Origin of the sequence: Leptolyngbya sp. AN02str (assembly GCF_050565595.1) — a bacterium.
GTDB lineage: Bacteria > Cyanobacteriota > Cyanobacteriia > Elainellales > Elainellaceae > Kaiparowitsia.
Genome location: NZ_JBNXVR010000015.1, coordinates 1 through 24,883, shown reverse-complemented (window position 1 = coordinate 24,883; position 24,883 = coordinate 1). Strand labels below are relative to the sequence as shown.

The window sequence follows — 24,883 nt, the reverse complement described above, 5'->3', positions numbered from 1 at the left end:
CTGTTCAGCCGCCACCCTGGGATGCCCTCATCTATCCGCCTCGCATCAAGGAGCAGCGTCGGGCAATAAATCTACGATTTGAGTAAAGTAATGCTGATGCAGCGTGCCATTAAACAAAGTCAGCCTGCCCTTAAACCGAACCAGCCCCAAACTATACAACCGGAAAGCGGCCTCAGGGTACAGCTCAACCCCTTGTGGTTTTGCCACCATTTGCTTGACGGCAACAATCAACTCGTGCCGATCTTCAAGATAGATAAAAAGCTGGCGCAGGTAGCTACCAAACACCCCATCGGGTGCCAACGCGCTTGTGGCAATGTCACTCATGGTGAGCCCATAAGTATTAATGTAGTGCAGGGCCAACTGAGTGAGATAGGGGTTGCCTCCCAGCATATCCACCAAAATATCGGACTGCACATCCGAACCTGCTAGACCATACCGAAGGGCCAAGTCTTGCACTTGTTCGGGCGTGAAGGGCAGCAACTCTACCAAAATTCCTACATTAAACGGAGACTGATGCATATTCAGCCGCAGCAGGACTTCGGTGGAATGGAGAATGACGAGCCGCAACCGATGCCAAATTTCGCTAGCGGCGGTGCCATGCCGCGATTGCTCATACCAGGCCCGCAACATACCAAAAAAATCTGTGGCGATTTCGGGATGGGCAAACAAAATGTCGGCATCATCGATCGCCAGTAGCAATGGAGTATCGCCTTCAGGCAATAGGTAACGCTCAAAATAATCGCCACAGCAATAGCTACTGCCAAAGGTCGCATCCCAATATTCGTCTAGTTTGTTCGGCAGTTGCATACCGCGCGTCACCGACGCACAAAACCACTTTAGAAACTGTTCAAGACTGGAAAATACTGAAGCGTCGGCTAGGCGCATACTCAAAACAGCCGTGCGAAAACTATGGTCTTCGGCTTGGTTGAGCACTCGTGCCATCAGCGAGGTTTTACCAAATTGCTGGGGTGCCTTGATCCGAATGAGGGCACCGGGCTGCATGATTTCTTTGAAGCAGATTTGCTCCGCCGGTGGACGGTAGACGTATAGCAGGGAATCTAACGGAATTTGACCCCGGAGTGGCACTTGCTGACTAAATGCAGAGGTTGGGGGCGCAACTTCAAAATCCTGTCCAATGCAATCATCGGTTCCAAGGGTAAGGCCAAATGCTTCAAAATAGGCTTCTAGGGTGGGCTGGTCAACGGGTTTTTGACGGCGGCGAACTTTAGTGAGGGTTTTAGTGCTAAGGCCAGTGCGATCGCTCAGTTGCTCCAAGGTGTAAGACTTGCCATTATTTTCGCGAAGGGCTGCAAGATGTTCGGCAGCTTGCAATCGCTGCCATCCTTGAGAGCTTAAAACAACACCACGTTTTCGTTTCTGAATTTGCAATTCTGGTGCCACCATTTTTATTGCTGAACGCCTTAGCCCTTAAAATCACTTCTAGCCATATTACTAGATGGATTTCTGTATTCTGTATGCATTCTATAAGTTACGCGTTTGGTTCCTAACGTGCAGCAATGCAACCTAGACTACGCGTGAAAGACCCTAGATGGGAATCTTATCGAGAGAAACAAGTGATTTATTACCAGTAAATAATAAACAGTGTTCCCACCGATACCAAAAATAGAATAGAGACAATAAACTTTATTTTATTCAAGCGTTTCATCGTGAGTAGACCTCCTGCATGAGTTGTTGTGCAGCGGTGCTCGCAGCAACTCATGCTTCAAAGGAATATTCGTACAGAAGGTCTAAATACAAAAACAAAAAGGTCTAAATGTTGGGTGGTAGCTGGTGCTGTCGATAGAAAACTGCAATGTGCAGAGTGTTGCAGCGAAAAAACGTTGGGCAAATGGTTTCAGAACTGACGCATTTGAATGATGTTTGGGGCACTTAACGCCCCAAACATCATTCAACCCCTTGGTTTTTCCCATAAAGTGCGTAAAGCCTAGGTTTGAATGGATTGAGCAGATTGGGAGGCTAAGCCGTGAGGTTGAGTGAAGTGGGCCTGTTATCGATTTTAGGGGCGATGTAGGCGACCAGATAGCGCGGCTGAGGCTTGCTCTGGCCTCGGCTGCGGTGTTGCCTTTTCTGTTGCATCGTTATCGGTTGCGGTTGTGGCATAGGGCTGGAAATCGTCGTCTGCACTATTAATAACGGCACCCCAAAATTGCAAGTCTTCAGATTCAATAAACTGTTCAATTGCATCGGAGAGCAGTGCTTCTTCGGTAAAGCCAGGACGCGTGACCAAGACCAAGCCATCGGTGTAGGACTCTAGCAAGAGTGCGTCGTTGTAGCGGCTGAGGGAAGGCGTATCGACAACCACTAGGTCAAATCGTCCTCGGGCGTCTTCCAACGTTCGTCGCATTTCGCTCGATTCTAAAATGGCGGCGGCTTGGCGCTGTGGTCCCGGACTAGGCAACAGGAACAAATTTTCTAGCGGAGTAAACCGAAACTCGCCTCGGCTGTAATATCGCAAGGGTTCGCTTAGGGTGTCTGGTTCGGGCACAATGTTGAAGAGTTTGGCACGCGAAGGCGATCGCAAATCTCCCTCAATTAATAACGTACGTTTACCGGCTCTGGCAGAGGCGATCGCCAGGTTGTAGGCCGTCACCGTTTTCCCTTCGCCATCCACCAAACTGGTGAGCAAAACAACCTTCAGTGGCTTATCGCTATTGGCCCGTCGCAAATTTCCCCGTAACCGCTCATAAGGTTCCACCAAGGGCGAGCCCACATCCAAGGCTAGCGGTAGCCCATCGATCTCCCATGCTTCCGGCAACGTCGGCAACAGCCCTAGCAAAGGAATTTCGCGCTGACGCAGCGCAATTTGCAAATCTTGCAGCGTGTGGAATGTGGCATCGAGCGAGTCGAGCAACAGCACCAACCCCGCCCCCACCAGCAACCCCACCACACTGCCTCCCAGCAAAATGAATGCGGTGCTGCTTCCTGGCTCCTCGGCCAAGTCGGTTTTGGGCGGTTGAAAAATCACCAGACTGCCCACGGTCTCTTCTGCGGCAAGTTGGGCATCGGCCAAACGCGACTGAATTTGATCATAAAAATTGCGCTTGAGGGCGACCTGCTGTTCCAAGCGAGCCTGCTCTAGCTGCTTATTAGGAATTTGCGCATATTCCTGGCGGAGCTGCTGTTCGGCAGTTGTAAGGGCTTGCAGCTGTTGCTGTAAGGTTTCGCGCTGGGTGGTGAGGTCGACCAGGGTATTGGCGAGCTGTTGTCGGGCGGGGTCAAGACTGCTGTTTTGGCGAATGGCGGCGACAGGCTCCGAGACGCCCAGAATTTCTTGTACCCGCTGCTGCAAGAGCTGCTCGTATGCTGTCTGTTGGCTTTGTAGGTTGAGCATGTCGGGGTGTTGTGGGCGCAACGTTTGGGACAGCACCTGAAGCTGGGTTTCGTTTTGATAAATTTTGGCGCGCAGGTCGGCAATGATGGGGTCGGCACTGAGGGCCGAAGACGCATAAGCCTGATCGGCAGAAAGGCCCAATCGTTCTTGCAGGCTTTGAATTTGGGTGGCGAGGGTTTGCAGGTTCAGCTGAATTTGGCGCTGCTGCTGTTGGGTTCCGGTAATGGCTCCCACAATTTGCCCATCCTCGGCGGATTGAATGGTGGGGCCTTCAACCCGAACGTAGCGCTCCAGATCGTCTTCTGCTAGACGCAGTTCTTGGGTGACTTTGGGCAGTAGGTCGTTTAGGTTGCGGACGATGCGCTGCACCTGCTGCCGATTAAACAGTTGGCTTTGCTCCACCATGGTTTCCATAAGGAGCGACAAGATGGTTTGTGCCGTGCGGGAGCTGGTGTCTTCGTAAATGACGAGTACCCGCTGGCCGGGTGCCTCGTCTTGGGGGCGATTGTTGTTGTCGCGGACGCGGGGTGTGGTGATGTTGGTGTTGGTGCGTAGGGTTTCGGCGTCAACAGTGATTTGGCGATCGCGCAGCTTTTGCACCACCGAATCCACCACAAAATCGGAGAGGAGCACCTCGGGGGTGATGACCTGTCCCTGCTGTAATGCGGTGTTGGTTTCGCTCACGGTAACGGGCGGCGGCACATAGCTGAGAATGCCAGCGGATTCGTAGGTAATCGGTGGTGGAGGCTTGAGCGCGGCCAGGGCCGATAGCCCCATGACCAGGGCAAAGCCCCCTAGCCCAGCCCACTTGTGGCGATCGAGGGCCACCAAATATCGTCTGACAAGGGGAGAAGTCATACCACGATGCTCAGATGTGAATTCTCAGAGGGGGACGCTCCGGAGAGATGGCGATCGCATGCCCTGCAACTTTATCTCAAAGTAACATCTCAAAGTCACTGCATCCTGGTCAAAACTTAATGCGCGATCGCCCTGGGTGATTCGTTCCATGGGCGAATCCATGAGCGAATCCATGGGCGAATCGCCTGTGTTGATGCAGGAGCCAGACCGCGTGTGTTGTTCAAGCTGTAGCTTAGATTCCAGTTAAATCCCACGAAACAGCGATAGATTGGGAAAGTTAGTTCTTCAGTCGTTCGCTTTTTAAAACCAATTTCACTATGACTGTAACCACCCCTGCTTCGGTTGATTGGGATGCATTTACCCATGCATTGGATGGAATTGAGGTCATCCGAGACCTGGCCCAAGTCACCAAGCTCTCCAAAGACTACTATACCTACAGCCCCATTTTGGTGGCTCAGCTGGATGACAAAGTTGGCGATGTGGTGGTACGCCCCAATAGCGAAGCTGAAGTGCTCAAAGTTGCCAAGCTGTGTGTGCAGCAGCGCATTCCGCTAACGGTGCGGGGGGCAGGCACGGGCAACTACGGGCAGTGCATTCCGCTGCGGGGTGGCGTCATTCTCGATTTATCCAAAATGCAGGCGGTGAAATGGATCAAACCTGGCGCTGTTTGTGTGGAACCCGGAGCCAAGCTCATCGCGATTGACAAACAAACTCGTGATATTGGCTGGGAGCTGCGCATGGCTCCCTCCACCTATCGCACGGCAACCATTGGTGGCTTTATGAGCGGCGGCAGCGGCGGCATTGGGTCAATTACCTATGGTCAACTGCGCGATCGCGGCAACCTAAATGCAGTGCGAGTGGTCACCATGGAAGACGAACCCCGTGTGATTGAGCTGCGGGGCGATAGTGTGCACAAGGTGACTCATGCCTACGGTACCAACGGCATTATTACTGAACTCGAAGTTCCGCTGGGGCCGGCCTATCCTTGGGCGGATATTATCGTCACGTTTGATGACTTTATGACGGCAGCTCGCTTTGGCCAAGCGCTTGGCGAATCAGATGGCATCATTAAAAAACTCGTTTGCATTTGTGCCGACCCCATTCCTGGATACTTTGCGCCATTTCGCAATGTGATTTCGGTGGGCAAGCACTGCGCCTTGGTCATGATTGCCGAACCGTCGCTGGAGCCCTTTGGCGAGTTGGTGAAAGAATTTGGGGGTGAAGTTTGCCATCACAAGCCAGCCCAGGATGCTGGTAAAGGGTCGATGTTGATGGAATACACCTGGAACCACACAACTCTACACGCTCGCAGTGTCGATCCCAGCCTCACCTATTTGCAAACGCTGTTTCCTTACGATGCGGAGCTGAAGCTGCTGGAGCACATGTATCAACACTACGGTGATGAAGCGATGATGCATGTGGAATTTATTCGTGTGGCTGGCAAGGTCAGTCCGGCGGCTTTGCAAATTGTGCGGTACAGCACCCCAGAACGCCTAAACGAGATTATCAAATACCACGAGGCGCAGGGAGCGTTTATTGCCAATCCCCACACGTACATTTTGGAGGATGGAGGCCGCAAAACCATTGACCCTGTGCAGTTGGCCTTTAAGGAACAGGTTGATCCCTATGGCTTGCTCAACCCGGGCAAAATGAAGGCGTGGGATATGCGCTAAAGGGCGATCGCCCGGTTTAGGCTCACGCATACCCTGAGCTAAAATTACGGTTGAAGGCATGAATGATTCATGCTCGACGCAGCGGTTTCTAGAATTTGTCCATGAACAAGCGCGAGCATCGCTCGCGCTTGTTTGGGATGAAACTGATGAGCGGATGAATGGCTCAGTCCGGAATGGCAGTTTTTGCCCCTGAAGCTATCTATACGAGTTATCGTGCTCTTCATCCCTTCATTGTTTGCAATCTCATGCGCTTATTCACCAAATTGATCGGCCTGTGTCTCATCTTGGCGGGCATTTACTTTTTGGGACAAAATATTATCTTCACGACTCGGTTTTCGGCCTATTACTGGTGGCGTAGCATTCCTGCTACGGGCTCGGTGCTCAGTACCTTATCCGGTGTGGTGATCTTGGTGTGTGCGCGGCGCAGCGTCAAAGATTTGGGCTGGGTACTGGTGGGCCTAGGAATTTTGATGGCGTTTTTGAGTGGTGGGCTGGTGCTACAGCCCACAAGCTTGTGGACCTTTTTTGTGGCGGCGATCGCCATGGTGTCGGGCTATCAGTTGCTGACCTTTGGGCGCGTTCGGTTTTAACAAGCTGGGTTGATGAACCTGGGGCGATCGCTACCATCAGTTACCCAACGTCAGTTTCGGTTAAGGGCTTTTCTGAGGTTCGCGCGGTGCGCAAACCTCAGAAAAGCCCATTTTGTGTGCGCGTCGCGCACACAAAATGGGCACTTCAGCTTATCCAAAACTCAGGTAGGATTTACGCACTTCATACGAAAAAACAGGGGGTTGAATGATGGTTGGAGCGTTAACGCTCCAACCATCATTCAACTGCGTAAGTCCTGTCAGGTTTACCCAGAGGTATCCAGGGAGGATGGACGGTGAATTGCCCAGGCAATCAACCAGGGTATGCCAAATCCAGCTACCAGGCTGGCAATGAGCCACAGCAGCGATCCGCCCGCATTCCACCCATGGACGACAAAGCCGCGCTTCGAGGCCAGCGTATCCCATACGAGGTGAGTGGCCATTCCTACAGATAGGCCCATTGCCCCATCCAGAATCCACTTCCAGGCTCGGTGCGATCGCTGCCCTAGCTGCCACACACTCAGCCATATCAACGCTGTGGGAATGAGCGTGGAATGAAACAGCCAACTGCGATGGATGAGAAACCGCCATTGCGTGAGCTTGTACAGTGGAATATCCCAATCGGGCACAGCCATATAGACCCAATCGGCAGAGAGCAATGGGATGCCTAGCTTACGAAACAAAAACAAGCCGCTGGCACCCCACACCACCATGACCAAAAATAACCCTGGGTTAATGCGCCGGGTCGAGCCCGGCGCCCAGCGCTTTAGCATTTGCCAAAACAGCACGCCAATCACCAGCCCAACGAGAAAGTGCATCAACTTGTCGGTGGAAACCATGGGCAAACTCCTGTCGTGTTGCAAGTGTGGTTAGAGCTTACGGGTTTGTGTTGTGGATAGGGTGTTCCTTCCCCACGACACAAACACACTAGATTTCGTGGGCTTGTATAAGTCCTGTGTGATGTGGCGATCGCTAAAGAACAGACACGAGCGGCAAAAACACCGAAACCCACTCCGGCTGGCTCACTACCAGCGTCGGGTAGGGTCGCTTGCCATAATCTTTTCCAGGCTCCAACGGAAAGATGGGCCCATCTTCTAGCGTCGTCCACACGGCTCCGGCTGCCTGGGTAATGGCCCACACCGCTGCAATATCCCAAATCTTGGGGGTTGCCTCGACTCCGCCCAAGGTTGAGCCCTGTGCCACCGTCAGCAAGTTATAGGTTGCGACCCCCAGCATCCGAATCTTGCATGGAATGGGCTGCTGCAACACGGCTAAACTGCGCGCACACAGGTTGAAGAACTGGTTGCCCGAAGGAGCCGCGGTGCTGCTGTGGATGGGCTGGTGGTTGCGAAAGGCCCCAGTGGGTCCAGTAAGCCCCGAATCGCCATACCAAAAGCCATGAAACGACTGCTGCAATGGCGGCAAATGCACATAGCCAAACATCGGAGTGCCCCGGTACAGCAGCCCCAAGGAAATGCCCCATAGGGGAATGCCCCGCGCAAAGTTGGTGGTGCCATCTAGTGGATCAATAATCCAGCACCATTCGGTATTGGGAAAGATGTGCTCCACTTCTTCGCTCAGGACTCCGTGCTGGGGAAATGCCTGCGCGATCGCCCCTCTTAAGGTTTCATCGGCCCAGCGATCGGCCTGAGTGACCAGGCTACCATCGGCCTTTTCGGTGGCTTGCACCTGTCCAAAGCTGTTGAGCAACTGTTGCCCAACTTGGTGCGTTGTTGTTTCAGCAAAGGACAGAATTTGATTCCAATCATTCATAGCAGCAGGGTTAGGGGAAAAAAACAGCGATCGCGGGAATTGAACATGACCCAGAACAATCAACTGCTACTATAGCCCTCGTTTTGGTGAATTCACGCCATGGGATTCACCCCGCCCTGCTGCCCAACTGTTGGCGGCACCATCCCCGTTGGAAATTGGCTGGGAACGGAACAAGAACGCTGAGCGTTAATCGAGCTCTTGCTGCAAAATCGCGGCGATCGCCTGACGAGAATTATCCCGAAACTCTTGAATATTGACCCGGCTGAGGAACCAAACCGCGACCAACATTCCAACGGCTTGCAAGAAAAACACCAGCGAATAAGCCAACGTGAGGTTGGTTGGAAACACAACCTTGCCCAAGCTCAACACCGAACCCCCAGCCACAACGGCGATCGCCCGAGCCAACGCCTGTGAGAGTCCCCAAGCTCCAATAAAGGTTCCAGCCGTTTCTGCCGCCGTGAGATCCAGCATCATGCTGATGGCCCCCGTAGTCGTCACCCCCGAGGCCAGCCCAAACAGGAAGACTGCACTCTTCAGCAGCGCCTCATTAGCCGTAAACCCTGACAGAATGATGAGCAAAAAACAACCCGCAACCAGCACGCATCCCAGCTTTGCCGTACGCTGCTTACCCAACTTAGGCACAATCAAAAATCCTGTAATGCTGAGGCCAATGAGTGTTCCCATTCCCCAAAAGGCATTGAGCCGGGTTGTATCGGAATAGCTCATGCCAAATACTTGGCCGCCGTAGGGTTCTAACACAGGCTCCTGCATAAACAGGCTCATGGTCATCACCAGTAAAAAGCTAAAGAATAAGCCCGTTTGCCGACTGGCAGTGAGCACTTTGAGGGCGCGCCCCAGGCTAATTTGGTCTTCGCGTTCCGGCATGGTGGTGCGAGAAGAAAACCGCGAAAACCTGCGCTCAATGCCTGCGGTGCCTAGCAACGCTAGCACGATGACCAGAAGCGGCACGATGATAAAGAGACGATCGATGGAAGGCCGCAACAGCTCTAAAGGGGCATCGGCTTCGAGCTGCTGCAAGAGGCTGCCGCTGACAATCGCGCCAATGACAATTCCCACCATCAGCATCGACCACACCACGCCAACCAGCTTTGAGCGCTCCTCCTCTTCCGAAACATCCACCAGCATGGCTGCAAAGGGGGTTGAGCTAGAGCTCAAAGCTACTCCATAGGTTGCAAACAACAGAGCCAAAAGCCCAGTCCAACCGGCTACCTGAGCGGTCCAACTCCAGCCACCGGCCGCAGCCATGCTGTTGCCCAGGCCCCAGGTTGCCTGCACCGCCAAAAACGAAACAAGGGTAAAAATGACCGCCCCCAGCCATACATAGCCAGTGCGATGCAGCCCCAACAGTTTTTTCGTATCGGACAGTTGGCCAAACCACACCCGCGCTGGAGCCACAAACTGATGCATGGCGATCGCCCCAGCGGCCACGACCGCCGGTACAGCCAGCCCATCAATCAGCACACGATTCAGCACACCCAGTGTGAGAATCGACATGATGCCCAGTGACATTTGAAAGAGCCCTAGCCGCAGCATGGTCAGCAGGGTGATGCGCGGCTGGGCGGCTGCCTTGCCAACGGAGGGTTGCAAATCAGGGAAATCGCTTGTTGCCATGACGCTTCATCTAAAAAGGGAAACCGATAAAATCGCTTCAATAAAATTCTGGACTAGGCTTGCACAGGATTGTCGTGGCGAGCGGTTGCTGAGCTTTAACCCGCAGGCTATCAACGGCGCAAACCTGTTGCTAGACGAAGAATCCTTCATCATCCAGCATATCGGCTCTATGGGCGATCGGCGGTAGGGGTTTGATGAGATTTGACCCAGAAAACAGCAGGAGTGCGATTAGCGGTGAAGGGTGATCGCCATTCTTGCCGCCGTTTCTTTCGGTTGAGAGACCTCTGCGCGCCTCTCCCTTCGTTACACTAAAAGCGTTAAGTTGTGTAACGGGCATTTGGTGATGCAGACAATTACCCTGGCTGGAAGTGACGTGACGGTTCCTGCGCTTGGCATTGGCACGTGGTCCTGGGGCGATAGCTTGTACTGGGGCTATGGCAAAGACTACACCGCCGATACCGTGCGAGACGCTTTCAAGGCGGCTATCAGTGCTGGGGTCAATTTCTTTGATACCGCAGAAATTTATGGGTTTGGTGAATCGGAACGGCTGCTGGGGCAGTTTATGCAAGAGGTGGGGCAACCCGTCTTGATTGCCACCAAGTACTTTCCACTGCCGTGGCGGTTGGGCAAAGGAGCCGTTGCCCACGCGCTCACCGATAGCCTCAAGCGCTTGCAAGTCGCCAGTGTAGAGCTGTACCAAGTCCACTGGCCGTTCGACTTTTTTATGGGCCAAACAACGCTGATGGATGCGCTTGCCGATGAGGTGAAGCAGGGACGCATTAAAACCGTTGGTGTGAGCAACTATTCTGCCGAGCAAATGAAACGCGCCCATGAGTTGTTGGCGCAGCGTGGCGTTCCTCTAGCGGTGAACCAAATGCAGTACTCGCTGCTAGAACGCAAGATTGAAACCAATGGGGTGATGGATACGGCGCGATCGCTCGGTGTGACTATTTTGGCCTACAGTCCCTTGGCGCAGGGATTGCTGACAGGCAAGTACACCCCAAACAGTCAAGCCAACCCTCAGGGTGCTCGCAAGCTCAGCCCCCTGTTTGGTAAGGATGGGCTGGAAAGGTTGGCCCCCAAACTCAGCCTCTTGCAAGAGATTGGAAGCAGGTATCAGCGCACTCCTGCCCAAGTGTCGCTGAATTGGCTCATTGGGCAAGGTAACGTGATCCCCATTCCGGGTGCCAAGACCGCTAGCCAAGCTAGCCAAAATGCAGGTGCGCTCGACTGGAGCCTTACGGTTGATGAGCGAGCTGCCATTGATGCCGCGTTTGCAGAAAAACGGTAATGGCGCGATTGCAACTCCAGGTTCATGATCGTGAAAACAAGATCCCCCTTCACACACGAGGGGATCTTTGCCGAGCTTAGTTACGACTTATGCACTTCATCCGAAAAACCGGGGATTGAATGATGTTTGGGGCGCTTAGCGCCCCAAACATCATTCAACTGTGTAAGTCCTGTCAGTTGAACTTTGCAGGAACGCGAGATTGCGATCGCGCAGCTAGCCAATACTTTACCACCCGATAGAAAAACAGCGGATTGCCGATAATGTAGCGATCCCACAATCGCTTTGGTTCAGTAACAAGGCGGGTCAACCATTCCAAGCCGTTGTCGGTCAACCAGCGTGGCCCTCGATAAACCGTATCGGTGTAAAAGTCGAGGCAAGCGCCCAGCGGCAAAAATACGCGTGCATGAATGCGATCCAAGTTATCCACCATCCAGCGCTCTTGCACTGGCATACCAAACCCGATGTAGAGCAGGTCTGGCTTGAATGCATTGATTTTCTCAATCACGGCATCATTTTCTGGCCCTGTTTTTTGAAAGTAGCCGTGGTGTCCAGCCACTCGCAAACCAGGGGCGATCGCCTTGAGCTTGCGTACTGCGATATCCGTGACTCCAGGCTGACCCGCCAGCAAAAACAACGAAATGCCTTCACGCTCACATTTCTTTGCCAAATCTTCGATGTAGTCGGGACAGGTCATGCGGTGCGAACCATCGACAAGGTGACCCATAAGCTTTGCAGCCAGCAACACACCAAATCCGTCACAAAACACCAAATCCGAGCGGTTGAGATAGTCGCGATACCATGGCTCCTCGTAGGCGATGTTCAAACCTCGAATATTGACATTACCAACAACCGTTTTTTTGTTTTGCCGTCCAGCGGCTACAACATAGTCCAACAGTTGGCATACCTTGACTTTATGGAACCGAGCCCCAAACAAAGAGATCTCTTCAATTTGTTCGGGTATTAAAAGTTGCTGACACATCCGTAACACCCTCAGATCGCAAAAAAATATTAATCGTTCGGTAAAGGAACCATTAAGCCAGTTACATCCAGAGAAACGCTGTCGCTTCGCTGATCGTTGGCGAATGAATTTGATGTTGCTGGATCGCATGACTGGTAGATGTTATCCATCATGCAAGACCTATTGATGCTGATGTTCTATCGTTTGTACAACTCTCCCAAGGGAGATGCTCGGAAAAAACGAGCCATTTTTGAAGCAGGGAGATGGCCTAAAGCGAGGCTGAACTCCTTTAAATAAACCAGCTTTATCTAGGGTTTTTATAAAGGTGGGATGTGGACTGTATGAAGTAAAAATAAATCTGGACGACGAAAAAAATTAGAAGTTCCTAGCATCAAGGGTTGTGGCTGATGCTGTTCCTGCTTGCGATTAACCAGCAATTTTACGTAGATGCGATCGCCCTGTGTTACCGGATAGGACTTATGCACTTCATCCGAAAAACCAGGGGACTGAAGGATTTTTGGTGTGCTTAGCGCTCCAAAAATTGATTCCACTGCGTAAAGCCTGCTGGATTAAACCCCAAAAAACAGCCCATCCAACAACACTGAGGTCGCTGGACAGGGCAGGTCGGGATATGGAGTCATGAAAAGTGCGATGTCGGGCCAACCCATCCGCATGTCAGGATGTGATGACGTACCAACGGCCTACCACCGAAGCCCTAAGGGGCCGACAGGAGTTTTTCTCGCGCATTACTGGCTTGGATGAGCAGCACTTCCACATCTTTGTAAACAGACGTTCCGGATGGAATCCGCTTTAGCTCATTAATTGCTCTGTCAAGTTGGCTGAGTTGGTAATTGCGATCGCGGTAGCTTAAGCTTTGTTGGAATTGTTGAATGACCCGGTTGGCTTCTTCCCACCGTTGCATCGCGTCGTACTCGGCCTTTTGTCGGACGCGAATCTGGCCCAAGTTCGCTTCGTATTCCGCGATTTTGCGCTGGGCTTGGGCATAGCCTTGTAAGTCTGATTGAGAAACGAGATTTAGCCGAGCAATCGCTTCTTGCCAAAGGCGTTCAATCTCGCGCCATTTTTCGACCGAGTGGGGTGGGTTTTGGCTTTGTTGTGCGGCCAGTTTTGCAAACTCCATGGCGCTGGCAATATACACGGCCACTTCGTCTGAAGCGGCGGCGATGCCCACAATGCGATGAAACTCTTGCTGGGCGGCGGTGTGCTTAATTTCGGCGTTTCTGCCTGCCAACGTTTGCCTGGGGATCAGTTCCAACGATTGCAATGCTTCGCGCCAAGCCGCGATCGCACTTTGTTGATCGATAGGAGTTTGGGCTTGCTGGTAGGACTGTTTGGCTGTGGCGATCGCCTGCTCGGCTGTAGTCAGCGCCGTTTGGGCGGTTTGCTCTTGCGCTACGGTGGCTTGTAGACGGCCGACTTCGGTACGAATGTTATTAAAGTAGCTAGGAGAGTAGCTCCAGCCATACCAGCCATGCCAACGATACCAGTCATCGTCCCAATATTGATGCATGGTGACGGGCAGCGCATCAAGCCGATCTTGAGCTTCCGCGACAATGATTTGCCCACGGTCGAGGTCGGTAGGGCTGGTAGGATTGTCGATCAGCTGTTTGGCCTGTTGGGAAAGGGCGATCGCTTCGCGAAAGTTGTTGTCGTAGCGAATGTAGCTGGGCAGCAGCAACATGGGTGCATTGTCGGCAACAGAGTTGCGAATGGGGGCATAGGGCAAATTGGCTACCCACACCAACCACGTGGGCAAGCCCACCAATAGGGTCAACCCCATCAGTTTGCCTTTCCATCCACCCCGCCGCACCGGAGCCGTTGGTGACACTCGCATCCGATTTTGCTGAGCTTCTAGCGCCATTTGTCGCTCCAGTTCGGCCAATGTTTTTGGGCGGGTAGGGGCGATGGGTGCTTGGGCAACCGGAAGGACCGGAGATACCGGGGGAGATTTGCGAAACCAACCAAACAGGCGAGATGAAAGTCCCATTGTGTTGTGGAAAAAATTAATGATGCTCTCTGGAATTTAGAGTTCCCACGTCGGTGGTTTTCTTTACGACATGAGCACGGGCGATCGCCCTTCTCTGCTATTAAACTTCACGTTTTGTTCAGGCTTCTCCAGACACTTTAGCAACCTGCACACCGCGATAGGAACATCGATCGCCCCGATTTTGCGATGGAGCTGCGATCGCGAACCGATGACTTGCCAGCCTTGCAAGAAAAAATGTACGAGTACATAGATTGCAGCATATAGCTGGGATGGTTTTGTTCAATCCCCAAAATCAACAAGTTGAAATTTATTGGCCTGGGCAATGTATCGAAGTGCAATCGCTCCTTAATCATTTGTTGGGTAAAGATGCGCTGCCAAGATTTGAGCTAATAGTTCAACCCTTCGGCGATTAGGAGAGGATTTATTAAAGAGAAGTCGAACCGCTCTCATATGGAGGATGCACAGTCCTCATAGCTAATTTATAGATTCAGTTTTAGAGATCTCGGTTGATAGCTAGATCACGCAGATAATAGAATCTGTCAGCTTCCCAGTTAGAACCTTTAATTCTGCCTAGATATCCTGCAAGGGGCGATGAAAGTTCTACTAAGATCTCATGAATTTCTTTATCATCCAACCTTTTCTGAGTAATCATAGAAAACTTTAAATCATGGCAAACCCTGATCTCAATAACCCCTAGCCCTTTTGTTGTAGAGCTACTAGAGCCCTTTTCTAACTCTTTAACAGCTTGAATGACATTTGAACGTAATTTCAATTCCTTTGAGATTGAATTAATATACCGCTGAATGCCATCGTCAATTTGACCAGGGATTAAATATTCTTTCAATGCAAGCAGATCAATGGAACCTGGGTACTGTGCAGCTAGCTCAACTAGTTTTTGAAGTGTCATTGCTGTAATAATGCTAACCCGAGAGTAATTTGCAGATTCCTGAAGTTGTGGTGTTGGCTTACCTGAACCAATCACTAACTTCTTTGCTCTTAAATAATTTTCTTTTAAATGCCGCTTAGCAATTTTCTCTAACTCTTCAACAGCTCTGCTTGGGATACTTTTGCCAGATTTGCACTCACCAGCAAGTGGGTATGGTTTTGAGCAATAGAGATCTAAACCGCCAGCGCCACCTTTATATTCTTCTTCGATCGTAAAACCTAAAAAGTCAAGACTTCTTCGGACAATAATTTCAAAATCCGTACCTGCTTGATAGTTACTTTTTCGAGTGTCTTCCTCTAAGCTGCGATCGGCTAGTAACGAGATTTCTTTAATCCATGTAAAATTGGCATCTTTATAAGTAGAATTGCTTCCAATCTTACTCCACCCTAAAAAAAATCTAATATCTTGATGCAATGCCTTAGCCCTGGAATCAGTGCAAGCCAAATTAGATATGACTGCTTCGAGCTCTGCTAGAGCTAAGTCTGGAGGTGAAGCGAGGCTGTTTAATTCTAGTTTCTGGTCGTCTTCAAATCTCTCAAGAACATACCTGCGGTGACGAAAAGATGCTTCATCTAGTACAGGAAAATTAGATGTAGCAGAACAAGCCTTTGGTAATTTGATAAATTGGCCGCGAGTATTACTGATGAAATAAACTGGTTGAGGTAGGTGATAAACCCTTATATATGTAAGGAAAATCTGCCTTTGTTGAGCAAAAAATTGGTTTAATCCATCAACCGTCCAGACAGTTAAGTTCGACAGCTTCTCTAAGGATGCTGATGAATCTATGCATTGACAGAATTCGCATTTTGCCCAGGCACTAATTTCACCTCCTTTTGCCTGTAGCCTAGCGATCGCTGCCTTTGCAGACGGAACAAAGTTTGGATGATAAACCTCATCGATAGATGCAGCAACCAGCATTTGTGATGGATATAGGGCGAACGACCGTCCTGGGGTAATGAAAGTTCTAGAGTTGACAACAATCATTCGCCCTTGAAGAAGAGCTTCTAATTCAGGTGCAGGCAAGCTCAAGGCAATTGGCAGACTAGTATTAACCATGTCTATCTTCAAGCACTTCGCTGACGATTCTCAGCTATCCATTTTGCTCGAACTAGCTGAATCTCATCGTATGTGTAACTGTCTGGTAAATGCTCTCGAATACTCTTAAGAGAAGTGGGATTTGATGTTTTTTCTATGGCTAGTCTGATACGAGTCTGTCGCTTCTCTGCCATTAAAGTATTGAGTTCGATTGGCTGATTCATTTCAATCATATCTACAATGTGTCGAACAATTGTGCTGCGTGACAAACGACGCCTTTGAGCAATTCTTCCGATGGTTAATCCTTGCTGATATAGTTCAAACGTGGCACGCTGTGTCGTAGATAAAATGGCAAGATCGAACCCTACCTTACTCTCACAGATTGCCGCTCCTAAATCATCACCAACTTCTGTCTCTAAGCTGGCTTCATCTGACACGTCACTCAATTTACCAATTAAATCATCTTCCTCAATAACATCTTTAGGAGATTCCCCTGAGGGATCACTCAAGATTTCACAGAGAAGTGGATTATCAAGAATCAGTCGATTTTGCTCGATAAATTGATAGAAGTGTTCTTGTTGGAAATTATAGCCTTCCAGATCCTTAGCGATCGCTCTCAACGCAAGTAAAGGCTTGACGTGGTCTTCAGTCATGGTGACCCACTCACCACCCATCTCACTTAATAGCTTTTGGAGTTCAGTATGGGCACTCCAGGATTCATTAATGGTTTTTGAACGGACTAAACAACCACGGGTCAAATCGAAATCGTGATATTGATTTAGCCGTTTCAAGCCGGCACCAACTGTTTTTCCGTGCGAATCCTGTATAACAGCAACACCAATTTTTACAGGTTGACCATCTTCCATCCCAAGGATTCTGAAGTTTATGAATCCTCTATTTTCGGACTTTGGTTGAACCTCTCGGTCAATCTCTTCAATGGTTACCTTTTCAATGGTTTGACCTATTAAATGCTGTAGACCGAAAGCGATTGCACTAGCGATACGCTCATTATCATCAAAAAAATCTTCAATAGATTCTTCTACCTCTCGATAAACCCGCTCTATCCGCTCGCTTTGATCAATGACAGTTCCAAAGTTGTCGGCACACCACCGCAGAACTTCTCTCATCGTCGATCCATCACCAACTTCTCGAAGCTGGCTCTCATCGAATGGATACACTTTATGAGGAGGAGTTAAACCCTGTCGCGCATAGAAATCCTCAAGCCAGCCAGAAACCAAATCAACTGCATCCTGCGATTTAAAGTTAGTGAACTCAACAATTTTCTGAGCAACTCTGTCTTCAATCGCTTCACTTCTTGGAAGTGATTTTACTTCTTTATAAGTTTGAGGATACATAGCAGTAACTATGACGCCTCGCCTTAAATTGTTGTACAAATCTTTGGCTAGGCTGGCAACAATTTGCGCTCTTGTAAAACCGCTTTGTGGCTCAAGTTCATCTTCGCCAAACTCTGTTCCATCCAGCTCATCAAAACATATTACAGGAACTGTATGAAGCGATATCAGCTCAAGAATTTGACATGCAATATGGAAAGCCTCAATATTTTTATTCTCTTTGACGGGATTTGGCAGCTCCATCACCTCTGCTTGAACTTGAGTCAGTTCTCGTCCTGCCAGCCAATTTAAGGCAAAGGGTGCATGAACAGGCGACAGCGTCCAAATAAAAGCCTTTAAAACATATGGATCATACTGAATATCCTTGAGTATTCCACTTGCAATAATTTGCTCAGTGACCTTCTTAACAATGAAAGGTAGTTTAGCTGCTTCTTTTTGAAAGAAACCGAGCACTTGCTGAGGAGTAACGCTTTTCTGAGTAGCATGATTAATCAGAGTGGTTGCAACCTGCTGGCATTGCATGACTCCTTTATGTCCCCGCTTCCTGAGACTTGATGATAAACCTTGTAATAACTGAAGCTTGATATGGCTTAGGTTTCCATACTCGCACATGTAAATAAAAACACCATGTCCATGCATCTGTAAATTATGGCGAATACGGCTCAAGACATGACTCTTGCCTACGCCTTTTGGCGCTAATATGGTGATGCCGAAAGTTGATAATTTTCCTTCTTTTATACGGCTAACTGTGTCAAGAATAGCATCCGAGGCATAGGTGTTTAGAGTAGGGATATCAGGGAATTCTTCACCCCAGACCTGCTGAGATTTAACAACGTACCGCCCATCAAAAGGGTTTTCATTTTTAATCGCTTCGTTGAGCTCTTCGAAAGATGAATGAGAGGGCATGATAGTATTTGGCTTGCAAAAAATAGGCAAATGAAGAGAAAATAGCCGTCTTAAGTTATTAAGTTAGGGATAGAGATGCTTCGCATAGCAGCGTAGTTTGCCGAGTTTAGTTGTTACAGAATCTTCAATCTTATCGGGTGCACTATCTTCAACACTGCCTTCTAGTAGTTGAAAAACATCATTGGATTGCAACTCCAACATCCAATCATTAAATTGAGGACGAGAAACCTTTTCTCCTACCTCGCGCCGGATTCGATAAATAGGCACCAAGTTGTCGTAGTTATAATCTCGGTTAAGACGCTCGTATACATCTACAACCGTGTTCTTGAATTCTTCATAAGTTGTGATTGTGGCGATCGCTTCTGTTAATTGTCCGCTGTTTCTATTAGTTTCGGATCTGGGAGCTTCAAGCCAGCGCTGCCCGATAAGTTTAAGAAGAGCGTTCGCCGTTTTGGCACCAATCTGAGCATTAAACTGAAAATTTGATGGATTGAGTCCTTGGACTAGCATCTCGACCCCTTTCGGCGACAGAGAAATCTTGGGCGATCGCTTTTGTGTTCGATTGATAGTAATCGCTTGAACTGCTTCTAGCCTGTCAAAGCTGCTTTCATATTGAATGGATTTCTCGTTTGGGCGCTTAATTCGGCGAGTTACTTCTCCTTTATTGACCTCAGCTTCTGAACCTCCTAGGGTCCACACAGTCAGCAAAATACGAGTTTCCTCTTTCGAAGAAACCTTGATAGGTGTCGCAGTTACCATATGTCCAAATCCTTTACTCAAGAGTATATTTTGCTGCTCCTAGGACATAATTCCCAACTTCAACTCAAAACCACGGTTGATCGCACAAAAGTCTGCGATTTTTGACGGAGCGTTAAAACTTGGTTGCGTTATGTATCGCTACTATGCATTTGGTTCGGTTAAGTTATTCTACCGAACCAAATTGTTTACTCTTCTGGCAGCTTGTATTGCCCCACAATCCTTTTGGCGTAATCGGGGACATGTTGCTCTAGCTTTTCGGGATGGTTGCGCTTCACGTACAGGTAATTGCGCGTGAAGTGAGAATCGATCGAGAAGCGAGCATACTCCAACCCTTTGGGGCCAATGCGCTCAATCACCACGCCCATGAGCTTGGCGGCCCACATCGGGAGCGTAACACCCTTGTCGTAAGCGGGGATGCTTTGCTGCACAGCATTGTGGCGATCGCCCTGCGACATCACGGGCTGAGTTTCAATTTGGTCTTGCATCAAGTCCAGCATCTCTTGCCCCGTTTCATTGCGCACCACAATCCACTGCCAACCAAACGGTGCGCCCATGTAGCCCACCACCAAATCGGCCAGCGAGTTCACATAGTCAAAACAGCTCATGCAAGACGGCGCAAACACATCTTTTAGCTCGTTGGTTTTTAGACCAAAGAAGGGCACCGTTTCCGTGGAGCCATCTTCGTGCTTAAAGTGCACGCGAAAATCTTGCATGAACTCGTAGTACACCACCGTATCGGGTGATCGGCTGGTGGTATCCAAAAATTTTTGCAGGCCAGCGCGGGTGACATTGTCCACACAAGGAGTACCCAGCACGTACAGCTTCTCCAACCCGAGCTGATCTTGCACCGCTCGCAATGCCTGGATTTGGCAGCCCACCCCAATGACCAACAGCCGCTTCATGCCAGATTGCTCAATTTGCTCCAGTACCGATAGGTTGGGGGAAAGGGTTGGCTTATTCACCCGCGCCGCCAAAATTTCCTCTGGGGTTCGGGCGATGACGGGCATGGGCTGAAAGCGATCGCTCTCAGTATTTTGTACACACACCACGCCTTCTACCATGCCCCGGTTCAGCATCTCGATGGCAAGGCTGCTAACAATGCCCGTCCACTGTGCGCCTTCAATGGGCTCGGTTTTGCGCGCCGCCATCATATCGTTGTGTACGCCAAAGTACACATCCATCTCATTGTCCAAATCCCGGCTGCGCCCATGGGACTGCTGCTCTAACTCGGGAATTTGTTGGTTGATAAAGGCGCAAGCTTCTTTTACATAGTGAACGTAGTAGGTATCGCACAGACCGCACTCACTGCACAGCTCCTTGGCGGGACGACGGCTACCGGGCTTCAGGGCTTTGGCCTTTTTGTGGGGAAAATTCGGCGAAACAGCAGTCATTGAAAAACGGTGGGTAAACGTGCATCTTTCCCCACAATACCGCAGCAGGGAAAGCAGAACGCAAAAAGCAAAATGATGAATCGTGAAGGGAAATCATCGGCCTTTCTAAATGAGACCCAACACAGGGAGAACTCAGAGGAGCCTCGTCCATTCAGAACAAAGTGCAAGCAAGGCAACTCGCCCATCCAAGCCTTTCTGATCCACCTGCCCTACTCCCCACTCCCCACTCCCTCCTAACCCCTAGCCCCTTTGATCTTATGGATGCCGTAGAAGCGTTGCCAAAAGCGATCGCTCCAGCGAGTCGGCAGCACTTTGGTCATGAGGAAGACAAGGATCTCGCCCCCCGTGGCGGCAATGTAGCGAGGGCGCGGATACCGAGCGGTCATGGCTTTGAGGATGACGTGGGCGACCTGTTCGCTGCTCCAGGTTTGGCGGGCGGTGCGTTGCTCTAGGGTTTGCAGTTGCTCGAAGGCGGCTTGGTAGGGGGACTGATCTGCATTGGGAATGGTGGCGAGGGCGCGCTTTTGGGCCACTTCCACGAATTCGGTTTGCACAGGGCCGGGTTCAATCACCGACACGCGAATGTTGAAGGGTTCCAGTTCGCGGCGGAGAGCATCGCTCACGCCTTCTAGGGCAAACTTGGAGGCGCTGTAGGTGCCCACCAGGGGAAAGGCCATGCGTCCAGCTAGGGAGCTTACGTTGATGATGAGGCCGCCGCCCTGGTCGCGCATGTTGGGAATGAGGGCACGAATAAGGGCGATCGCCCCCAGCACATTCACGGCAAACTGTTGCTCGATCGCCTCTTGGGGCACCAACTCAATCGGCCCCATTTGCCCATATCCGGCATTGTTGACCAGGGTATCCACTCGGCCAAACTGAGCGATCGCCTGAGTTGCCAGGGTCACCACTTGGTCGGTTTGGGCCATATCGGTGGGCACCACCAGCACCTCGGCTCCCAACGTGCGGCACTCTTTGGCGAGAGCTTCTAGGGTATCAGCGCGACGAGCTGCCAGCACTAGCCGAATGCCTTTGTATTGCTGAGCCAACAGCCGCGCCAGCGCCGCCCCAATGCCTGCCGAGGCTCCGGTAATGAGGACGACTTGTTGTGCGAGAGAATGTGTCATGGTGATTTGCTGTTTGTTTTGATGCAACATCAAAACCATTGAACAATCCACTATAGCGGGAATACATCTAGCTAGAATGTCATTTATCTATCTCCACGGGTTCGCCTCTAGTCCGAAATCTGCCAAGGCGGTGTACTTGGGCGATCGCTTTCAGTTGCTTCAGCAACCGCTCCTCATCCCCGACCTGAACCAGGGCGATTTTTCTCATCTAACGCTGAGCCGCCAAATGCAGCAGGTGGCTGAGCTGTTTTCACCATTGGAACCTGTCACGCTAATTGGCTCTAGCCTGGGCGGGTTGACGGCGGCATGGTTGGGCGATCGCCATGCCCAAGTGCAAAGGCTGGTGCTGCTGGCTCCGGCCTTTGGCTTTGCGGCGAACTGGCTGGCTCGGCTGGGAGAAGCACAGGTGCAACAGTGGCAACAAACTGGATATATGCCCGTGTACCACTACAGCGAAGGGCGATCGCTCCCCCTGCACTACAATTTCCTTGCCGATGCGCAACAGTACGACGACACCCAGCTACAGCGCTCCGTTCCCACGCTGATTTTGCACGGCATCCACGATGAGGTGATTCCAGTGGAGGCCAGTCGCGCCTATGCAGCTACCCGCCCCTGGGTGAAGTTGGTGGAACTAGACAGCGACCACGCCCTAGGCAACGTACAAGCGGAAATTTGGCAACACATTCAAACCTTCTGTGACTTGACCTAAAACATTAGCAATAGAGGGCGATCGCCCTCCATCATTTCACTATAACCCATTAGATTTATGTGAATCACAGGACTTAGAGGTAATCCGTTAGTTGGCATTACACAGAATAAATTGGCGTAAAATTTCACTCTATTCAGGGGCAACCATGCTGCTCCTGCTATTGGGATGTCGGCCTGACCCAATTTGTGTCAGCGCAATCGACACACGAGCCGAGCATCTTACCTTATCTTTTACTAAACCTAAAGAAAGACAATCTCGCATTTCTGATGTGCGTATTATTTCAATTACGTTCAGAAGGCAAGTAGATAATCAAATCCTTTGGCTAGTTGAATTCAGAAGACAATCAGATGAACCTTTAAACGTGGCTGAAAGAGATTCTCAAAGAGTAAAACTCTCTAGAGGCTCTCAACTCGACACAATTACTTATGGAACCGTTCCGGAAGGTTTTTATGTTCCCGACTTTGTAGGTACAGCCACTCCCCTAAAATCAGGGGAAGCCATTGAAGTCAGGGTTAATGGAACTATAAGTTTTAATTATTTTGAACTCACGTTAGATTAATGCTTTAGACAATATCCCTCGTTCATTTTGATAACGTGCTCTGGTCTTTGTAAAGCCCAAACGCTAAGCCACAACAAGACTTTCAAGCTGCGCTTATCCAAAACTCACGTTAATTAGGAACGAATTCAAATGGGTACAGGAAACTGAAGAAGTTTGCAGTCTGGCTGAGAGCTATCTAGCTAATTTAGGGGAGGAATAGAGGGCGATCGCTCTCTATTCTTCCTACAACGTATTTGGAGAACTTGGTCGCCTTCTAACACCTGGCTATTACTAAATTTATGCAAATACCTGCTTCATTTTTTGGAACCTATAAGGAAACTAGAGCAACCTGCCGAAAGCTGGCAAAGCAGTTGATGAAAGGACAAGCTTGGCAAGAAATTATTGCCAATGAATCCATGGTTGACACTTCGGAAAAAGCTGGCATGTTAGTGCTAGCAGGCTCTCCAGGAGCAAACGCGGACCCTTGGGGTCCACAGTTCTACTGCTATCTTTGTTTTGAAGAGGCTCTGCAACTTTACACAGAAGAAAAAATCTCATTTGAGGTCAGTTATTCAGTATTTGAATTCTCGTTGCAAACCTGCTGGGGAGTGTTATCACTACTTTCTCCTCAGAACAAGATGTGGTTTTATCCTTTTAAGAGGCTCTCTAGAGAGGAGCGAGATAATCAGGGATTTCGTCCAATGCTATTTGCTTGCCTACAGCATTGGGACACTCTCTACAACGAAGGAAAACGTTACTCTACAGGCGGTCCACATACACAAGACTTGTGGCAAACGAACACTTCTCTCAAGTTTATTCTTGCCAATATGGGTGTATCAAAGGAACTTCTAAAAGGACCCTACCCAGAAAATGGTATTAAACCGATAATCACCTCGGTTCTCGAAAACTGAGTAGTCGCCCTTGAGCAGAAGTTGCTCAAGGGCTCGCCGAACCTTAAATTTGAGGAGCCAGAAACAAGCAGTGGTTTAACTTGCGAAAATTGAACCCACCGCTGACAGAAAAGCATTGATGCAGTCTCTTTTACCACGACCGTTGGGCCTACCGCCAGTTTCCCCAAGGTCTAATGGCTTTAGCGACTGCTGGTTTATCAACAGTTTGATGAATAGCTAGAATTTAAACCTCAATACTCCCTGGAAAACGAGAACCTGCTGGGTCATGGCTCCAGTAAACCGGCGATAGCCACTTGAAATGCTCTAATCCGATCAAGTGAGCAAAATCATAAGCTCTATCCTGCCCATCCAGTCTGAGACACTCATGCAAAGTTGAGACATTTTCAGAAGATTGTGGAATCCATTGAGCCAAAAGATCGAAATTGGGATCATTTGACGGATGAGGCATGCCCTGGTCATCCACACTCTCCTCAGAACCGTCCCACCAGTGCTGAAATTTCATTTGGCGTTCCACTCCGTGATAGATCTCAATCAGCCAGCCATGGTCTTCTGCATAGGAATAATGCAGTAACAATCCAACATTGGCTTGAACGATCGCTCCAAGCGCTTCCCAATTATTTCCGGATGGCACAAAGCTTGTCCAACCGTTACTAGATGGAAAAACAATTCCATTTAATCCTGCCCGTTGTAATAACTGAACGGCATCTTCTTGGGTGGCTTCGCGTAAATGGTACGACTCACTAAACTCACTCATAACTCAGTGCGATCGCTGCTTTAGTAGGGTGCATTGCTGCCAAGCGAATGCACCATTATGACTCATATTTACGTCGAAGCAAATTGCATAATTGCCCAATTGGGTGGATAAATTTCTTGGTGCGTTTCATGATCGCAAATACACTCTACAAGATTGGCGATCGCGCTGAATGAGTTTGCAGTCTACATAAGAGGATGTTTTAAGAGCTGATTTATGAATGAAATCTTAAGCTCCTAATCTTCGAAGCATCAGCCGCAGTAAGGAGCCATAAATCATCGCTTCACTGACCTCTGAATACACCTCATAATCCTTGCTCAACCGCCTGA

At 49.9% G+C, this 24,883-nt stretch carries 21 protein-coding genes; 7 read left to right on the top strand and 14 right to left on the bottom strand.

Features of this window, described 5'->3' with window-relative positions; translation table 11 throughout:
• Positions 1 to 45: 45 nt before the first annotated feature.
• Positions 46 to 1,404, bottom strand: coding sequence for an AAA-like domain-containing protein (locus ACQ4M4_RS13385; protein ID WP_430684989.1), 1,359 nt, complete (start codon positions 1,402 to 1,404; stop codon positions 46 to 48).
• A 613-nt stretch (positions 1,405 to 2,017) separates the two neighbouring features.
• Positions 2,018 to 4,210, bottom strand: coding sequence for a GumC family protein (locus ACQ4M4_RS13380; RefSeq protein WP_430684988.1), 2,193 nt, complete (start codon positions 4,208 to 4,210; stop codon positions 2,018 to 2,020).
• Positions 4,211 to 4,527: 317 nt separating this feature from the next.
• Here ACQ4M4_RS13380 and ACQ4M4_RS13375 point away from each other — a divergent pair, with 317 nt between their 5' ends.
• On the top strand, positions 4,528 to 5,883 hold the full coding sequence (locus ACQ4M4_RS13375) for an FAD-binding oxidoreductase (protein WP_430684987.1): 1,356 nt from the start codon (positions 4,528 to 4,530) through the stop codon (positions 5,881 to 5,883).
• A 245-nt stretch (positions 5,884 to 6,128) separates the two neighbouring features.
• Positions 6,129 to 6,473, top strand: coding sequence for a hypothetical protein (locus ACQ4M4_RS13370; protein WP_430684986.1), 345 nt, complete (start codon positions 6,129 to 6,131; stop codon positions 6,471 to 6,473).
• 263 nt (positions 6,474 to 6,736) lie between these two features.
• Here the strand turns inward: ACQ4M4_RS13370 and ACQ4M4_RS13365 are convergent, their stop codons facing one another.
• The 3 genes from ACQ4M4_RS13365 to ACQ4M4_RS13355 all read right to left on the bottom strand — a co-directional run bounded on the left by ACQ4M4_RS13365 (position 6,737) and on the right by ACQ4M4_RS13355 (position 9,875).
• Positions 6,737 to 7,309, bottom strand: coding sequence for a hypothetical protein (locus tag ACQ4M4_RS13365; RefSeq protein ID WP_430684985.1), 573 nt, complete (start codon positions 7,307 to 7,309; stop codon positions 6,737 to 6,739).
• 133 nt (positions 7,310 to 7,442) lie between these two features.
• A complete protein-coding gene (locus ACQ4M4_RS13360) occupies positions 7,443 to 8,243 on the bottom strand; it encodes an inositol monophosphatase family protein (RefSeq protein ID WP_430684984.1) in 801 nt (266 codons plus the stop codon).
• 186 nt (positions 8,244 to 8,429) lie between these two features.
• Positions 8,430 to 9,875, bottom strand: a complete 1,446-nt coding sequence (locus ACQ4M4_RS13355; RefSeq protein ID WP_430684983.1) for a BCD family MFS transporter — start codon at positions 9,873 to 9,875, stop codon at positions 8,430 to 8,432.
• Here ACQ4M4_RS13355 and ACQ4M4_RS13350 point away from each other — a divergent pair.
• Positions 9,874 to 10,062 carry a hypothetical protein gene (locus ACQ4M4_RS13350; protein WP_430684982.1) on the top strand — a complete coding sequence of 63 codons (189 nt, stop codon included), beginning with the start codon at positions 9,874 to 9,876 and terminating at the stop codon, positions 10,060 to 10,062. The genes ACQ4M4_RS13355 and ACQ4M4_RS13350 overlap by 2 nt on opposite strands.
• A 156-nt stretch (positions 10,063 to 10,218) precedes the next feature.
• On the top strand, positions 10,219 to 11,166 hold the full coding sequence (locus ACQ4M4_RS13345; protein ID WP_430684981.1) for an aldo/keto reductase: 948 nt from the start codon (positions 10,219 to 10,221) through the stop codon (positions 11,164 to 11,166).
• Positions 11,167 to 11,338: 172 nt separating this feature from the next.
• Here ACQ4M4_RS13345 and ACQ4M4_RS13340 read toward each other — a convergent pair whose 3' ends face one another.
• The 8 genes from ACQ4M4_RS13340 to ACQ4M4_RS13305 all read right to left on the bottom strand — a co-directional run bounded on the left by ACQ4M4_RS13340 (position 11,339) and on the right by ACQ4M4_RS13305 (position 21,645).
• On the bottom strand, positions 11,339 to 12,145 hold the full coding sequence (locus tag ACQ4M4_RS13340) for a WecB/TagA/CpsF family glycosyltransferase (RefSeq protein ID WP_430684980.1): 807 nt from the start codon (positions 12,143 to 12,145) through the stop codon (positions 11,339 to 11,341).
• Between the two features lie 694 nt (positions 12,146 to 12,839).
• Positions 12,840 to 14,132 carry a hypothetical protein gene (locus ACQ4M4_RS13335; protein ID WP_430684979.1) on the bottom strand — a complete coding sequence of 431 codons (1,293 nt, stop codon included), beginning with the start codon at positions 14,130 to 14,132 and terminating at the stop codon, positions 12,840 to 12,842.
• 63 nt (positions 14,133 to 14,195) lie between these two features.
• The gene (locus ACQ4M4_RS13330; RefSeq protein WP_430684978.1) at positions 14,196 to 14,360 is read right to left on the bottom strand and encodes a hypothetical protein; all 165 of its coding nucleotides are present in this window, start codon (positions 14,358 to 14,360) and stop codon (positions 14,196 to 14,198) included.
• A gap of 265 nt (positions 14,361 to 14,625) precedes the next feature.
• Positions 14,626 to 16,134 carry a DUF1802 family protein gene (locus tag ACQ4M4_RS13325; RefSeq protein ID WP_430684977.1) on the bottom strand — a complete coding sequence of 503 codons (1,509 nt, stop codon included), beginning with the start codon at positions 16,132 to 16,134 and terminating at the stop codon, positions 14,626 to 14,628.
• A gap of 8 nt (positions 16,135 to 16,142) precedes the next feature.
• On the bottom strand, positions 16,143 to 18,371 hold the full coding sequence (locus ACQ4M4_RS13320) for a helix-turn-helix domain-containing protein (protein WP_430684976.1): 2,229 nt from the start codon (positions 18,369 to 18,371) through the stop codon (positions 16,143 to 16,145).
• A 63-nt stretch (positions 18,372 to 18,434) separates the two neighbouring features.
• Positions 18,435 to 19,151, bottom strand: coding sequence for a hypothetical protein (locus tag ACQ4M4_RS13315; RefSeq protein WP_430684975.1), 717 nt, complete (start codon positions 19,149 to 19,151; stop codon positions 18,435 to 18,437).
• 164 nt (positions 19,152 to 19,315) lie between these two features.
• Entirely contained in the window at positions 19,316 to 20,521 is a 1,206-nt protein-coding gene (locus tag ACQ4M4_RS13310) for a Coenzyme F420 hydrogenase/dehydrogenase, beta subunit C-terminal domain (RefSeq protein WP_430684974.1), read from the bottom strand.
• Positions 20,522 to 20,754: 233 nt separating this feature from the next.
• Positions 20,755 to 21,645, bottom strand: a complete 891-nt coding sequence (locus tag ACQ4M4_RS13305) for an SDR family NAD(P)-dependent oxidoreductase (protein ID WP_430684973.1) — start codon at positions 21,643 to 21,645, stop codon at positions 20,755 to 20,757.
• A 76-nt stretch (positions 21,646 to 21,721) separates the two neighbouring features.
• Between ACQ4M4_RS13305 and ACQ4M4_RS13300 the strand changes: the two genes are divergently transcribed.
• The 3 genes from ACQ4M4_RS13300 (at position 21,722) to ACQ4M4_RS13290 (ending at position 23,803) form a co-directional block, all read left to right on the top strand.
• Positions 21,722 to 22,354: a YqiA/YcfP family alpha/beta fold hydrolase gene (locus ACQ4M4_RS13300; RefSeq protein WP_430684972.1), complete on the top strand. Its 633-nt coding sequence runs from the start codon at positions 21,722 to 21,724 to the stop codon at positions 22,352 to 22,354.
• Positions 22,355 to 22,499: 145 nt separating this feature from the next.
• Positions 22,500 to 22,913 carry a hypothetical protein gene (locus tag ACQ4M4_RS13295; RefSeq protein ID WP_430684971.1) on the top strand — a complete coding sequence of 138 codons (414 nt, stop codon included), beginning with the start codon at positions 22,500 to 22,502 and terminating at the stop codon, positions 22,911 to 22,913.
• A gap of 278 nt (positions 22,914 to 23,191) precedes the next feature.
• Entirely contained in the window at positions 23,192 to 23,803 is a 612-nt protein-coding gene (locus ACQ4M4_RS13290) for a hypothetical protein (protein WP_430684970.1), read from the top strand.
• Positions 23,804 to 24,026: 223 nt separating this feature from the next.
• Here ACQ4M4_RS13290 and ACQ4M4_RS13285 read toward each other — a convergent pair whose 3' ends face one another.
• A complete protein-coding gene (locus ACQ4M4_RS13285) occupies positions 24,027 to 24,557 on the bottom strand; it encodes a hypothetical protein (protein ID WP_430684969.1) in 531 nt (176 codons plus the stop codon).
• Positions 24,558 to 24,883 lie beyond the last annotated feature (326 nt).